This window comes from Streptomyces sp. NPDC001020 (assembly GCF_053599115.1).
This window is the reverse complement of record NZ_JBSFLQ010000018.1, coordinates 71,947-85,419: the sequence shown is the minus strand read 5'-3', so window position 1 is coordinate 85,419 and position 13,473 is coordinate 71,947. Positions and strand designations below refer to the sequence as shown.

Annotated in this window: 11 protein-coding genes and 2 pseudogenes; 7 read left to right on the top strand and 6 right to left on the bottom strand. The window is 67.1% G+C overall.

Translation table 11 applies throughout. The features are described 5' to 3' along the window. Nucleotides 1–165 precede the first annotated feature (165 nt). The gene (locus ACWDEX_RS19025; RefSeq protein ID WP_450464730.1) at nt 166–768 is read left to right on the top strand and encodes a GNAT family N-acetyltransferase; all 603 of its coding nucleotides are present in this window, start codon (nt 166–168) and stop codon (nt 766–768) included. Nucleotides 769–994: 226 nt separating this feature from the next. Next, nucleotides 995–1,638, top strand: a pseudogene (locus ACWDEX_RS19020) (IS701 family transposase); the annotation flags it as partial. A gap of 273 nt (nt 1,639–1,911) precedes the next feature. Here the strand turns inward: ACWDEX_RS19020 and ACWDEX_RS19015 are convergent. Beyond that, a complete protein-coding gene (locus tag ACWDEX_RS19015; protein ID WP_386579934.1) occupies nt 1,912–2,256 on the bottom strand; it encodes a MerR family transcriptional regulator in 345 nt (114 codons plus the stop codon). A 1,148-nt stretch (nt 2,257–3,404) separates the two neighbouring features. Here ACWDEX_RS19015 and ACWDEX_RS19010 point away from each other — a divergent pair. Together ACWDEX_RS19010 and ACWDEX_RS19005 are read left to right on the top strand one after the other, a co-directional pair. Continuing rightward, complete coding sequence (locus ACWDEX_RS19010) at nt 3,405–3,566, top strand: hypothetical protein (protein WP_450464729.1); 162 nt, start codon at nt 3,405–3,407, stop codon at nt 3,564–3,566. Between the two features lie 445 nt (nt 3,567–4,011). After that, nucleotides 4,012–4,656, top strand: coding sequence for a hypothetical protein (locus tag ACWDEX_RS19005; protein ID WP_450464728.1), 645 nt, complete (start codon nt 4,012–4,014; stop codon nt 4,654–4,656). Between the two features lie 188 nt (nt 4,657–4,844). Here ACWDEX_RS19005 and ACWDEX_RS19000 read toward each other — a convergent pair whose 3' ends face one another. Then, complete coding sequence (locus ACWDEX_RS19000; protein WP_450464801.1) at nt 4,845–5,000, bottom strand: DUF6131 family protein; 156 nt, start codon at nt 4,998–5,000, stop codon at nt 4,845–4,847. A 534-nt stretch (nt 5,001–5,534) separates the two neighbouring features. On the opposite strand from ACWDEX_RS19000, the pseudogene ACWDEX_RS18995 reads away from it, so the two are divergent. Beyond that, nucleotides 5,535–5,716 (top strand): annotated as a pseudogene (locus ACWDEX_RS18995) (IS256 family transposase); the annotation flags it as partial. 363 nt (nt 5,717–6,079) lie between these two features. Here the strand turns inward: ACWDEX_RS18995 and ACWDEX_RS18990 are convergent. The 3 genes from ACWDEX_RS18990 to ACWDEX_RS18980 form a co-directional block, all read right to left on the bottom strand. After that, entirely contained in the window at nt 6,080–7,324 is a 1,245-nt protein-coding gene (locus tag ACWDEX_RS18990) for an MFS transporter (protein ID WP_450464726.1), read from the bottom strand. A 1,179-nt stretch (nt 7,325–8,503) separates the two neighbouring features. Continuing rightward, complete coding sequence (locus ACWDEX_RS18985) at nt 8,504–9,070, bottom strand: CocE/NonD family hydrolase (RefSeq protein ID WP_450464724.1); 567 nt, start codon at nt 9,068–9,070, stop codon at nt 8,504–8,506. A gap of 1,065 nt (nt 9,071–10,135) precedes the next feature. Beyond that, entirely contained in the window at nt 10,136–10,396 is a 261-nt protein-coding gene (locus tag ACWDEX_RS18980) for a hypothetical protein (protein ID WP_450464723.1), read from the bottom strand. Between the two features lie 619 nt (nt 10,397–11,015). Here ACWDEX_RS18980 and ACWDEX_RS18975 point away from each other — a divergent pair. Together ACWDEX_RS18975 and ACWDEX_RS18970 are read left to right on the top strand one after the other, a co-directional pair. Next, entirely contained in the window at nt 11,016–11,441 is a 426-nt protein-coding gene (locus tag ACWDEX_RS18975) for a hypothetical protein (RefSeq protein WP_450464722.1), read from the top strand. After that, nucleotides 11,389–11,844, top strand: coding sequence for a hypothetical protein (locus tag ACWDEX_RS18970; protein WP_450464721.1), 456 nt, complete (start codon nt 11,389–11,391; stop codon nt 11,842–11,844). The genes ACWDEX_RS18975 and ACWDEX_RS18970 overlap by 53 nt, the downstream gene beginning before the upstream one ends. Here ACWDEX_RS18970 and ACWDEX_RS18965 read toward each other — a convergent pair. Then, entirely contained in the window at nt 11,766–13,118 is a 1,353-nt protein-coding gene (locus ACWDEX_RS18965) for a phosphatase PAP2 family protein (protein WP_450464720.1), read from the bottom strand. The genes ACWDEX_RS18970 and ACWDEX_RS18965 overlap by 79 nt on opposite strands. Between the last annotated feature and the right edge of the window lie 355 nt (nt 13,119–13,473).

Sequence of the window (13,473 nt, the reverse complement as noted above, 5' to 3'; positions counted from 1 at the left end):
CATCGCCCGAGGTCGGAGAAGCGAGACCGCGGAGGCGACCGACTAGTACTCCAGTACGACTTCGCGATCTTGCGGCAGGGTGACGGCTCCCGGACCGCGTGTTCAGGCTGACAACGAGGCCGGGCGGCTCAAACGTTTGCCTGCTGACAAGATGATTCGGTGAACATGGCACACCACGAAAACGTCCCTGTCGTACGTCCCATCACCGACGCCGACATCCCCACCTCGGTCGACACACTTGCCCGAGCCTTCGCCGATTACCCCTTCACCCGGCACGTGATCGCCGCAGAAGGCCATGAGGAACGGGTCCGGCGCTTCCAGGAAATCTGTCTCACCCGCATCGGCATGATGTACGGCCGCGTGTGGGTCGCCGACGAAGGGCGCGCTGTGGCCGTGTGGGCCACTCCCGACGAGGATCCCTCGCCCGCTTTCGCCGAGGTCGGCCCGGTGCTCGGCGAACTGACCGGCGACCGGCAGGCCGCCTACGAATCCGCAGAGCAGGCTGTTGCTCCATACCGGCCGCAGGAGCCGGCGTGGTTCCTCAACACGGTGGCCGTCTCTCCCGAAGCGCAGGGCAAGGGCCTTGGCAGCGCGGTGCTGGTTCCCGGCATCGAGGAGGCAGGGCACGCCGGGTATCCGGCGTTCCTGGAGACCTCCAGTGAGAGGAACGTGCGGTTCTACGAGCGGCTCGGCTTCCGGGTCACGGCTGCTGTCACCCTCCCCGGCGGCGGCCCCCACACATGGTGCATGCGCAAGGACCCGCGCTGAGGTCTGGAATCCCTGCTGGCGACGGTGTGCACTCCGGGCCACCTCGCCGGGAATCGCAGTGCGGGTAGTTGCAATCCTGGCGCGGACCGGACCGGACCGGACCGGGCTGGGAACGGGTAAAGCAACTGCGTGATCATCAGGGGTTGTGCGGACTCCTGAAGATCGTGCGGTGGCCGCGGGCCATAGCGTAGACCCTGCCCGGTGGCGAGCCATGTTCGACCAGGTCATGGCCCGGATCGCGGGACGCTTCAGCCGAGTTGAGCCGCGGGCCACCGCCCGCTCCTACCTGCTCGGGCTGCTGTCGAACGCCGAAGGGAAGGACTGCTGGCAACTGGCCGAACAGGCGGGCCATGCCCGGCCCGGGCCGATGCAGCGTCTGCTGCGCTACGCCCGCTGGGACGCCGATGCCGTCCGCGACGAACTGCGCGCCTACGCCGCTGAACACCTCGGCGCTGACGGCGGCGTTCTCGTGGTCGACGAGACCGGCTTCCTGAAGAAGAGCCGGTCCTCAGCAGGGGTACAGAGGCAGTACACCGGCACTGCGGGACGCATCGAGAACACCCCGGTCGGCGTGTTCCTCGCAGTGGTCACCAGCCGGGGACGGGCTTTGATCGACCGACGGCTCTACCTCCCCGAACACTCCTGGACCAACGATCCCGAACGCCGCACCGCGGCCGGGATACCCGAGACGGTGCAGTTCGCCACCAAGCCCCGCCTGGCCGCCGAGATGATCACAGCCGCGCTGGACGCCGGCATCACCGCCTCCTGGGTGACCGGGACGAAGCCTACGGCCAGGACCCCCAGCTCCGCGCCGTCCTCGAGGCACGCGGCACCGGCTACATGCTGGCCGTCGCCTGCTCGATGCGGGTGTGCCTCACTGGGTCTGGTCAGGCCGCCGATGGGCAACCGGCGCGCTGGCAGGGCTCTTCTGCGAGATCTGCCACGATGCGCTGGGCCGTGCGCTGGGTGAGCTGACAGGTGGCAGCGAGCTCGTGCAACCGGGCAGTGGGATTCCGGGCGATCACCATCAGCACCCGCGCGTGGTTGGTCAGCAAGGTCCACCGCCGGCTCCGGTGGTCCATGATGATCGAAGCCCTTCCCTCCTCAGTGCCTGTCAGTGTCCAGCTCGGGCCCGGCTTCCGGTCAGGCTGAGGTCTTCGACTGCGGCTCGGGGCCTTGTGTGCGCATTTGCTCGTTGATGCGCTGCGCTTCTTCGAGTTGGTCTTCGAGGACGATGATGCGGCAGGCAGCTTCTATGGGGGTGCCCTGGTCGACGAGCTCGCGGGCGCGGGCGGCGATGCGCAGCTGGTAGCGGGAGTAGCGGCGGTGGCCTCCTTCGGAGCGCAGAGGTGTGATCAGGCGGTGTTCGCCAAGGGCGCGCAGGAAGGCGGGGGTGGTGCCGAGCATGTCGGCGGCCCGGCCCATGGTGTAGGCGGGGTAGTCGTCATCGTCGAGGTTGTCGGCGGGACGGGATGCGGCAGGGGGCATAGACCTCTTCTTCCGGGGACGCATCGGGGGGCCCGGGTGCCGAACTGGCACCCGGGCCCCGAGCTTTCAACACCATCTACCGGCACATCGTGCCGGTCTTCTGCGTCCGCAGGTTCCGCCTGGGAGGGCGGGGCTGCGGGGATCGTGAATGCGTGACCGGGGACCACCTTCCAATCCGGGGTCTGCGTACCCGGGCGGACTGCTTCCTCGCCCGGGCGATCCTGATGGCGTCTCGCTCCTTACCTTCGGTTACTCGGTTTGTACTGCTGGATATCGCAGGTACTGCTCGCGGCCCCCCGCGGGGTCGCGTCCTGCTTGACCTGCTTGCACGGCAGTTCGTGTCTGCCGTGCCCTCTTCGACTTCCTGAGTACGACCACGACAGTAACTCCGCGACGAGCCAATGTCTACTACTGCGATGACAGATTTTCTCCAGGGCTGATGCGCAGACTCTTGCCTCGGATACACCCGAAAGAGTGCTGTCCCGGGCTGCTTCCCGGCTCGGCGGCCACATGCTGAGCCTGGAGGCACAACTGATCCAGGGTGGGGTGACAGCGCATGACCGACATGGAGACGACACGCACGCAGGCCCCCAGAGCCCCTGCCGTGGTTGAGGGCGACAGCCCGCCGGTGTCGCTTGCGCCCGTGACATCGCCCGCGTCTTCGTCGAAGGCCTGGATCCGCCTCCGGCCTCCGAGACGGCGGAAACCCTCGCTCTCGCCGTCACCGACCTCAACCCGTCACCCTCGCGGGAACGCGACCCCGACCTGGGCGGTGGCGCCGGCGGGTTCGGATGGCCCATGGTCCGCCGCCTCACCAGCGAGGTGACCATTCCCTCCCGGTCCCGGGCGAGGCAAAACCGTCCATGTCCGCCCTGTCACGGTGACAGCGCCGCCATGGGGCAACCCTGGCTGACTGAAGTTGATCTCATGAGGAGCGGCAGGCTCCGGCCGGTCGGACGGAGCCTGCCGCGTGAGTTCCGACGTCGCACATGGAGCTCTACATCGGTCAGTCGGGGGCGGCATCTGTGGCTCTGACGGAGTCCGTAAGGGGTCGAATCGGGCGGCGAGACGCGTATCGCGGTCTCGGCGGAGAAGCCCCCGCGCCCCTCAGGCGGGTGCCAGGTAAGTGCCACGGAGTAGACGGCGACGTGGGCGGCGGACGGGGCGGACTGCCGCCCCATATCGCGCAGGTCCTCGCAGGTCACTCCGACATCAACACCACGATGGGCTACAACGCCATCGAAGCCCACCGCGCCTTCATCGCCCGTCGTCGATCGCTTCGTCCCAGCGAGGAATACCGAGCCCGATGAACGAGGAGTGGAATGCCTTCCTCGCCCACTTCGAGAAGCGGAAGCTCTCCCTCGGGACCTGCGCTCGGGCATTCGGAACCGCATGCCCTCACGAGCACGCCTGCGTCCGATGCTCGCTTCTCCGGCCCGAGCCGTCCCAGCGAGACCGTCTGATCGAGATTCGCGACAATCTGCTCAATCGGATCGCCGACAGCACGAGGGCTGATCGGAGAGGTCGAGGGCTTGGAGATCAGCCTGGTCGGCGCCGAGGTCAGCCGACCAACGTGAACCTCGGCATGCCCGACCTCAGCCGAATCGCTGGGCGCACGGTCACTACCAACCCGAACGGCCCTGGCGCCAGCAGGCAGTAGTTTCAGAGAAGGCCGCCAACAACGACGACCGTAACGAGGCTCGCTTGGTCGTCCCACCGGATCGGAGAAAGATGCAGCCCGGACAGAATGAAGAGGTGGCCGACGCCGCAGAGCTTCCGGCACGGCTGCGGAACGTTTTCTGGATTGGTGGCGGGAGTGGCGCAGGCAAGTCGACCATCGCCCGCCGACTCGCCGATCGTTACGGGTGGCGCCTCTACGCAACCGACGACGTGATGCATGATCACGCGAGGCGGACTACCCCCGAAGAGGCTCCCCACCTGCACAAGTTCATCGCCATGGACATGGACGAGCGATGGGTGAGCCGGACTCCGGAGGTCATGCTTGAGACCTTCCACTGGTTTCAAGGCGAGGGCTTTGGCCTAATCATTGAAGATCTCCTTCGCCTGCCGCAGAAGCCATGTGTCATCGTCGAGGGATTTCGGCTGCTGCCGCACCTCGTGAAACCTCTGCTTGCTGCTCCTGAGCACGCAGTCTGGCTTCTTCCCACACCCGGTTTCCGCCAGGCCGCCATCCAGAGTCGGTCGGTACCAGGGCAAGGGTTCGTATGGAAGACCAGCGATCCCGCAAAGGCTGGCCGCAACATTGCGGAACGTGACCACATGTTCACAAAGTGCCTTGAGGAGGAAACCGAGCGTCTCCAACTGCAGACCATCCACGTCGATACCACGATGACGGAAGACGATCTCACTGAGCAGGTGACCACCGCGTTTGGACTCTGATGTCGGCTGGCCCCACAGCAGGGCAGGTCCCGAAGCACCCATGCCCCGTACCCCAGGAATGGCCCGGGACACGCGGGTTTTCGGCCCGAGACGGGAAGCGGAAATTGGCAGCGCACAGCTACGACGCCGCGGTCACGGTCGGCGGGAAGAAGGCCGACAGCACAATGCAACCCCGCCCCGGATGCGACTTACCAGTAGTGGCGTCGCCCGCCGACAGCGTGTCCGACGGAGCCGAGGAGAAACAGAATGAGTCCAATGACGAGCAGGATGATCCCGATCGTCCATAGGATGCCGATGTTCAGGACGAATCCGACGATGAGCAGTATGACGCCGAGGGCTATCACTGTGGCCCTCCTTTTTCTCCGAGAGGCATTCCGACCGCTAAACGACGACGCCCGGTAGAGCGTCGCCACCTCGCTACCGACTCCTGGGTCAGCGGAGCCACCCGGGGATCAACTCCGCATATACGACCAAGCCTGGCCAAGTCACCCATTATTGGGTACCCAAGAATCCCAGCTCATACCTTGCAGCGATTAACGGCTATGAAAGACCCGACCCCGGCCGTCGCACTGTAAATCGTCGGTTACGTTCCGTGGCCGTGACGAGGTCTCAAATGATCAAACTGGAATGAAAGCGCGCGAAGTTCGCAGCCCACAACGCCCTCTACCCCGATACCCCACGGCGATGCGGCTCTGCGTCATGTCCTCGAAGACTGTGCGGCGTCTCCTCGGCGATGAGTGACGCGTAGTCCTTCAGAAGCTGGTGCAGCGGCCGAAAGTCGCATCGGCATCCCCGGAACGCTCCTCGAAGTGCGGGCGGCCGGTGTCACACCGCGCGGCGGCCGCCGGGCGAGGGTCGCGGACCCGGGCGCAGCAGGGACCAAGGTCACTCGCGGCGCCGGGAGCCCGGCCGCGGCCCTGGCGATGGTGTTCAAGCTCGCCGAGTCCGCCCAGGCCACTGGCGCGCTATCACCGGACCCCACCTCGTCGCCCCCGTCCGCAACGGCGCCCGCTTCGAACGCGGCGTCCTGGTCGAGCGTGAGCAGGAGGCTGCAACATGAGTGCGCGCGGAACGCCCGCTGCTGTTCCTGGAAGTGGACTTTACCGACCGCGGGTAGTGCCGCCCGTGATGTCCGTCTGGGTCTCACCACCGAGAACACCGCCCTCAAGCAGCGAGTCCCCCAGCTCACTGCCGACAACCGCACCCTCGACGAGCTGCTCAAGGCCGCCCGATCCAACCTCCGCTCCAGGACCGGCGCGTGGCCGACCTCGAAGCCCAGATTGCGGAGCCCGGACCCCGCACATGACAACGTTCCGCTGGTTACCGCGCTCCCGCCGCTAACCGCGGTCCCATCAGCGGCGAATCCAGGCGTGTCCCCTCTCGGGCGTTGAGAGGGGACACGCCGTCGTTCGCGACGCCCTGCCTATGGCCCGGCCTGGCGCACACCCCGCAGTGGCGTCGAGGCCAAGCCGGTGACTCCGGCCACGCAGCCGAGAACAGCACACAGCACGATCGCGCTCCTGGCGTCGGCCGCGTTCGCGAGCCAGCCCAGCACGTTGTTCGCCACCACCAGGGCCAAGCTCTGCACGAGCGTCACCAGTGACTGGACCCGGGACAAGTGAGTGTTCGGGGCCCCGGCCAAGACCAGCGGGCCAATGTGACATGCGAACATGCCCGACCCCGCACCGACGACCACTGCCGCGGCACTGGCTGCGGCAGTGGTTGGGGCCGCCGCGAGTATGGCGAGTCCCACCGCGGCGAGCGCCAGGCCCAGGCTCGCGCCCGTCCCGATCCGGCGCATTGGACCCAGGCGGGCTACCAGCAGCGAGGCCAGGAGTATTCCGACGCCCTGCCCTGCGGCGATCAGGCCCGCCGCCCCCGGCCCCCAGCCGTTGGAACGGGCCAGCAGCGGACTGAGCAGGGCAACCGCTGGCAGAAGCCCCGCCGCAGCCGCTGCGGTCAGCAGGAGTGCGGGGCGAAGGACAGGATCTGTGGCCGCGAGCTTCACTCCATCGGTGATCCCCGCAAGCAGACTCTCCGCGCGAGGGGTCCGCTCCGCCTCGGCCGCCGGGCGCACCCACACCATGACGGCCAGGACGGCAGCGAAGCTGCCCGCGTCGATCAGGGCCGTCCCGCTCAGACCCGCCATCGCCACCAGCACCGCCCCCAGCGGAGCCCCGAGCAGGGAGGCCACCTGGCCACCGGCCTGCCGCAGGGCCATCGCCCGGGGCAGTTGTTCCTTGCTCACCAGGAGGCGTGGCATGGATCCCGTTGCCGGGAGATAGAACGCGTCAACGGTCCCGACCACAGCAGCGAACCCGAGCAGCAACCATGGCGGCGTCCCCCAGATCTGAGCCGTCACGGCCAGGGCGAGTACAGTCGCGAGCATCGCCACATCGCCGGTGATCATCACGCGGCGGGCGCCGAAGCGGTCACCTACGGCCCCGCCCAGCAACAGGAGCACGGTCCGCGGCAGCGTGATCGCAGTCAGCACCAGCGCGGCCATCTGACCGCCATGGGCACTGGCCGCCCAGCCGAGAGCGAAGTAGAGGGCTGCGTCACCGACCAGAGAGGCCCGGGTCCCCGCGAGCCAGAACAGATACGACCGGGGAAGAACTATTCGCGAGGGAGCGGAGACAACGGATTCCGTGGTGCCAAGTGATGCCATGACCGCTGACCATAGGACCCTCAAGTTGGTCGAGGGCTAGTGACGGACCATCAGCAACTGCCAGGCGATGCTCGCCTCGCCGCCCTCTCTAATATGGAGCGGTCGATCTCCTGGGCCAGCTCCAGGCGGGTCAGGCCGCGCTGCTTGGCTGCCGCGACGCAGTTCGTCACCGAGTCGGCCTGGGCCGTGCTTGGGGGTCGGCACCGGCTTCACCGGGCGCCCCGTCGCGGTGTCATTGTGCTGCGTGCTGCTGGCCAGCAGCACGCAGAAGGCAACTTGATGGCAGCTTCTGGTTGTTGTGCGGGAGACGACCAGCGGCCCGGTCTGCTCGGGCCGCGATCCGGGAGGCGTTCGGCACGACCTTCATCATGCCGGCCCGCGAATGCGCCAGTGCCGGGTCGCAGCGTTGCGCAGCCTCCCGATGTCTGCCCGGGACGTCCAGCATCGCGGGGCACTCATGGTCGGCTACGCCTCCCCGGTCACGTGGACGCTGCATCAACACGCCGTCTAACTGGGTGGATGAGGTTTTCGGCAGGCGCAAGGTCGAACAGGACGTAGGTGAGGCGGATGAGTCGTAGCCGCTGTCAGTCACGACCGTGCACAGGCCCGAAACCCGCCGACTCCTGCGCACCCGCATCCTCGGCGGCACCATCAACGGGTACCGCTACGCAGCTTGACCAGCAGCGACGACTCTCCGAGCCCCACAGGTTGGAGCGGTCACCCTGGGTCGGCGAGTCGAACCGCGGGCCCTGCACCTCGAGGGCGAGCCGCGCGTCGGAGACGGTGATCGTCTCCCCCGACGGAACGCTCCGCCAGCCGTTTGAGGTGATGGTTCCGACCTGGACCCCCAGCCGGTGCCCTTGCTCGAAGTCCAGTCCGTCGCCTTCAGGGCGAAGGAGGTTGATCCGCTGCTTTCCAGCAGCGCGACGTTCTCGTTGAACATCGTCGCCTTACCGTCCGGAGCGACGTCCCACAGCCGTGCCCAGACGTTGCCCTGACCCCTGGTCTTCAGCGTGATCTGCGGGCTGCCCGTGATCCGCACCTGCTCAGCAGCGGGCGTGGACCAGGTCCAGTAACTGTTGGCGGGTGCGCCGGCGCTGAGCGCACTCGTCCGGTCAGTCGTCGGCGAGCCGACCCCCGGCGCGTCCTCGATGTCCCAGCCCTGAGACTCCGGCGCCGTCATCGACAGGCCGGCCTTCTGGGCCTTGCCGCCGTCGTCGACGTACCGCCCGGGCGCCAACCGCACTTGTACGAGTCGTTGGTCACCGGCCAGGTCGGCTGACCACGCCAGTTGCCGAGGCTGTCCTCGAGGGAGAACGCCGGGTCGGTCACCGACGGTTCGATGCCGCGGAGGTACTGGTCGTAGAACCGCATCACCTCGTCGAACCAGCCTGCCCGTCCCATCTTGAGCTGGCCCTTGGCATTGGTCTCGTTACCACGCACGTGTTCCCACTGGCCGATCCAACCGCGTTGCGAACCCTGATGGTTGGCCAGGTACTTCTGCATCTCCTCGGGCTTGGTGTTGTCCTCGATGAAGCCCGACGTGACGAACAGCGGCGTCTGGGATCCGGCAGCGCGAGAGGCAAGGTCCCGGGCACGCCAGAACGGCGACTTCGGGTCGGGGTTCTGAGTGTTGGTGAGGTTGTCGCTCTCGCACTCGGGGTGGTTCTTCTCGTACCCCGCGTTCGCCTTGTAGTGGTCGCTACGGGGCGGTGCAGGTGGTGCTGTCGGGCAGCGACCCCGCACCCGCCATCGACGGGCCGACTAGGGGCAACCGCGCGCAGACGGACGGAATCTGGATTCCGGATGCGCACCGGAGCCGACGGTGAGGCCGCCTAGGATCAGCATGAACACGCGTCAACAGGTCGTATGAGCGACGAGTTGCTGATGTGGCCGCAGATGTCCCGACCGAGGCTGGTCACGGGAGCGCGTAAGCGACGAAGCCCGGGCGCGCCCGAGGGCAGGGTCGTCGCATGTGATTGGTGTCCGACCGGCGTTCGGCCGACGCTGTCCTTGCCGGAAACCTCATCCGCCCAGATGGGACTCGGTGTGTGCGGTGCGCGGGTTCTCGAGCACGGACGCTCGCATCGGTACTCCCCGCACGACTGGTGATCACCCGGCATGACGGCCGGTCGTGCTGCTGCGACTGGCTTACCTGACCGTGACGAACGCGTCCGCCGTACTGCGCCTGCTGCCCCTGAGCGACCGGGACAGCGACGAACTCTTCGCATGCGCGTTCAGCTGGGCCCCAAAACACCGCCCTTGGATGGCGAGGTGTCCGCACCCACATGACACACAACCCCGCCGAGGAGTGGATCCGTTCCAACGAACGCGCCCGCGAAGCAATTGCGCCTGATCCCCGATCTCACGAACAGAGCCACCGCTATGCGACGGCGGTGTCACGCAGCCGCTCAGCGTGGCCGCCTCGCGCTGGACCGCGAGGTGTCTGCGTCGTTTGGGCCGAAACACCTTCAGTGGAGCAGGCCCGACGTGTCGTGGCGCGAAGGGATGCTCCCCTTCCTACATGCTCAGAAGGTTGCACCGTGAGTACACCCTTGGGAGGGCGCGAGCACTGCCCCCGGGCAGCCAGGGTCCTCCCGCCTGCTGCACGCGACGGCGCCCCAGAGCATCGTCTCCGGGCGCCGTCGTCGGTACGGGCGGGCGTCAGACGGCGTCGGCCCGCCTGGACGCACGGCCCAGCACTGGCCCCGGTCGATCGCGGCAAGCAGGACCGGCACGAACCCCGCGGCCGCGAGCGACGCTTCGTCGGGCAGGTCGGCCTCGGCGAGGACGGACAGCTGGCCAGCGTGTTCAACGCACTCCGCCCAAGCGTCGCGACGGCCTGCGGACGGCGACACAGGCCTGCAGCTCGACCGTGGAGTTCTCCTCGACAGCGCGGCGGAGTTCGGCGAGGGCGCGGCCACGTGGGGCGATGGCGTCCAAGCAAGTGTGCTGCGCTACTGGGGTGCTCGTGATAGCGGGACTGTCAGGGGCGGCGCGGGCTGCCGTCTGGGCGTCGGCGGGGTTGTGCGCCGCGATGTTGATCGGGCTTGCGGTGGTGGACCTGGACACGGCGGATCGTGCGGCCAGTGTGGTGGGCGCCGTCGGGCTCCTCGTTTCTGTCTACGCCCTCTTCAGACCGTCGTCAGACCCGACGCCCTCGGGCACGGGTACGACCCGGGGCGTCCGCTCTCGTGGCCGCCGCGCCATGACGGTCGGCGGAAACATTGATGGAAACGCCTTCGGTACCCGGTCCACGGTTCGCTCCTCTGCGCCCACCGCGGTGCCCACGCCTCCGGCCGACGATGTCGACGTACGGGCACGCGGCCGTGACGCACTAGGCGCGGCCGGCGACACCCGCAACGCCTTCGGCGACGACAGCCGCACCTGATGAGCGGCGACACACCACCGCCCACTCCCCCTCACACCCACATGGAAGTAGGACGAAGAGGGATCGGAGCAGGCGGAGACATCAAGTACAACGCCTGGGCGCCAGGCAGCTCGGTGCAACACCACGAGCACTACCACCAGACTCAACGGCCTCCCGTCAAGTGGCCCCTCCGTATCGGTGCCCTGCCCCTGCAAGCAAGTTTCTACCAGCACCGCTCCGAGGCGGACGCGCTGCACCAAAGCCTCAAGGATGGCGGCACGGCCATCCTGACCGGAGGCGAGCAGATTTTATCCGGGATGGGTGGAGTCGGCAAGACCCAACCTGCTGCCGACCTCGCCCACTCCGTATGGGACGCCGACTCCCCCAGTGGACCTGGTGATCTGGGCGGCGCCTGGCGACCAACAGGCGATCACCGACCTCTATGCCCGAGCCGCCCGCATGATCCTGACCAACCGTGAGGTCGGCCAGGACATGGAACTGGCGGCCCAGCAATTCCTCACCTGGCTCGGCACCACCGAGCGCACGTGGCTCGTCGTCCTGGACGACGTCACAGCGCCTCGCGATCTCAACGGCCTGTGGCCACCACGCACGTCGACCGGGGCGCACCCTGGTCACCACCCGATCGCGCGACGCCACCTGGACGACGGACTCCCGCACAGTCATCCACATTGGCGTGTTCACCGCCGAGCAGTCGCTGGCATATCTACGGCAAGCGCTCGGCCGTAGCGAACGTGCCCACCGGCACGACACAGACGCTGAACTGACAGCACTCGCCCGCGCCATGGGTTATCTACCGATCGTCCTGACCCAGACGGCCGCCTATCTGGTGGAAGCCGACCTCGACGTGCCGGCCTACCTCGAGCTGCTGGCCGATCAGACCCGCTCCCTGGACGAGGCACTGCCGCAGGAGGACGCGCTGCCCGACGGACACCGCGATCCCGTACCGACGGTGTGGGAAATCACCGTAAGACGGGCCCAGGAACTGCGTCCGGCGGGGCTGGCGCGACCAGTGCTGGACCCGGTGGCGCTTGAGGCGGGCTCCCTCGCGAATCAAACTGGTTCGGGTTGCGGTTCTGGTTGCCCCTTTGACACGGCCTCCGGCTTCCACGGTTTGGTGGTCCGTATGTAGCCGTGGACCACTGAGGTCATCGCCAGAATGAGAAGTGGCCCGAACACCAGCGGATGCCTGGCCATGTCCATGGACAGATAGCGGTACGCCACCAAGAGCGCCGCAAAGACCGTCGCGCCGTAGGCGACCAGCTGGATTCCTGGCCGGTCCCAGCTACGGTCCAGCGTGCGCAGCGCTGCCTCGACAGTGACCGCGAACACCACACCGGCGACGAGATCCACACCGTAGTGATAGCCGAATCCCAGCGTTGCGCCGAGCGTGGCGATCAGCCAGAACGTGCCTGCGAAGCGCAGAATCCGAGGGCCCCTGCGGGAATGAATGAATATAGCGGTGGCCCAGGCCGTGTGCAGGCTGGGCATGCAGTTGCGGGGGGTGATCTCGTCGTATGCCACCGCATGCGGGGTGTTGATCGGCGGTGGCATGTGCGGCCACAGGTTGGCCACAGCCCAGTGCTCGCCGCCAGTGCCAGAGGCGCCTGGGCCGTAGGCGAAGACCGGTCCGACCACCGGGAAGATCATGTAGATGGCCGGCCCGAGGAGGCCGATCACCAGGAAGGTGCGCACCAGGTGGTGGCGCGGGAAACGGCGCTCGACTGCCACGTTACGGAGCTGGTACAGCGCAACGACGATCGCGGCTACCGCAAGCTGGGCGTAGACCAAGTCGAGGACATGGGTGGAGATCGGGCCGGTGGCCTTGAGGATCCGGCCCGCCAGCCACGACGGGTTGCCCAGCGCGTGATCGGCGGTTGCCACGTACTGGTCGAGCACCGCCGGGCGGGTCTTCGCGGTGATGAGCAGCCAGGTGTCGCCGGTCTTGCGGCCGGCCACCAGCAGCAGGCCCAGCCCGACGCCCTTCAGTAGCAGGATGCGTTCCTGGCCCGTGCGGCGTGTGATGGCGATGACCGCACAGCCCAACATCACCCACAACGCGCCGTTGCCGAAGAAACGGTCGTCGGTCGTTTTGACGTCTGCCGCCCACCGCACCAGCACGAAGACGACGTCGATGCCGATCGCGACACCAGCCGCGATGAACCGTTGCCGCCAGGTGAGCACCACCATCATCAAAGCCATACCGCCGTACAACGGCCCCGGTTTGGGCGGGAATATCACCTCTCGCGCCTGGTCGGAAATCGGCCCCGGCGAGCCGTAGTGCCGTGCGGTGATCTCCAGCGCGATGAGGAGTCCGAGAGCCGTGACACCCACTGCGACCCACAGCACCGCCCGCTGTGGGCGCCACACAGCGAACCTGATTCTGCTGTTGATTCGCGAAAACATTTGTGATGCTCTGATTATCAACATTTTGGCCGATTTGCTCGATTTTTTTGAGTAGGTGAAGCGGCGATGAGGGTAATCACCGTGAGTTCGAACATGCTATCGGGGTGGTGTGGGTGGATTCGCTGGCAATCGTGGCGGCACCTGGAAGGCCGTGCCGGCTGTCCGCCGACGAAGGGCACGGGCAGTGGGGGCGCCGTGACCGCGTTGCTGAAAGGGAGTCTCATCCGGGTGCTGTCGGACGCGTGCTTGCCACCGGGCGACATCGCAAGGATGGCCTCTCAGTGCTGGTCCACACCGGACTCAGGCCACTGCAGCCGGTGATGGGCGACGGCACCCGCCACAGTAGCGTGGTCAT